At 45.1% G+C, this 1145-nt stretch carries 1 protein-coding gene; it reads left to right on the top strand.

Annotated features, from left to right (window positions below; genetic code table 11):
- Positions 1-209: 209 nt before the first annotated feature.
- Positions 210-1145 (top strand): chitoporin (chiP, locus tag R7O12_RS26145; protein WP_318126972.1); only part of this gene is annotated, 936 nt, incomplete at its 3' end.

The raw sequence follows: 1145 nt of genomic DNA, 5'->3' as shown, positions 1-1145 counted from the left end.
CTTATTTATCTATATAAGTAATTGAAATATAAGAATTGATATTGTTTTTGATCTTCTCATTTTGAACTTGCTCAGATTGCTGCTGGGAAAGTTTTTTACTGCGAAAAAAGTTTGTCATATTTGCCCCGTCCAAACATTGTTTCAAGTTCCTGCAATGTCCTAGTTAGCGAATTTGAAAATGGAAAAAACTAAAAATATAGGGGTTAAAAATGTCTTACCTAAAGAAAAGCCTACTTGCTACGGCAATCACAGGCATGATGTTCAGTGGTGCAGCTCTTGCTGATGGCGCAAACAGCGATGCTGCGAAAGAGTACCTAACAAAAGATTCTTTCTCTTATGAAGTTTACGGGATCATCGCGATGCAGGCCGCGTACCGCGATTACGATTCTGGCAGCAAAGCAACGGATGACGACCTAGGTGGCATGCAGCTAAACAACGAATCTCGTATCGGTTTCCGTGGTAAAAAACAATTTGCTAACTTCGGTCCTACCTTTATTTGGCAAATCGAAGGTGGTTACGTAGACCCTAGCTTTGGTGGCGAGGGTGCTGGTCTTGGTGAGCGTGACACATTCGTCGGTTTTGAAAGTGCTTCTTGGGGTCAAGTTCGTCTAGGTCGTGTTTTGACACCTATGTACGAATTGGTTGACTGGCCAGCATCTAACCCAGGTCTAGGCGATGTTTACGACTGGGGTGGTGCAATCGGTGGTGCTAAGTACCAAGACCGTCAATCAAACACCATTCGTTGGGACTCTCCAATGTACGCAGACAAGTTCTCTCTAGACATCGCAGCGGGTGCTGGTGATAAAGCGGGTCTAGGTGCTGGTGATGATTACTGGGGCGGCATCGCGGCTCACTACAAGTTAGGTCCACTACAATTGGATGCTGCTTACGAAGGTAACCGTAACATTGAATCTGAAGGTCAAACTTGGGAAAACAACACGTACCTAGTTGGTGTTCAAGGTTGGTTTGATAACGGTATTTCGTTCTTCGCTCAATACAAATACATGGAAGCGGACGCAAGCAACGGCGTGAACGAGAAGCAAGATGCAATGTCTGCAGGTCTGATGTACACAACAGGTGACTGGCAGTACAAGCTAGGTTACGCAGCGAACTTCGACCTAGAACGTGACGGTAAGACAATTAAC

The organism is Vibrio sp. Vb1574, from assembly GCF_033338675.1.
Note: the sequence above shows the minus strand (reverse complement) of the source record. Positions and strands in the feature narration are given on the sequence as shown.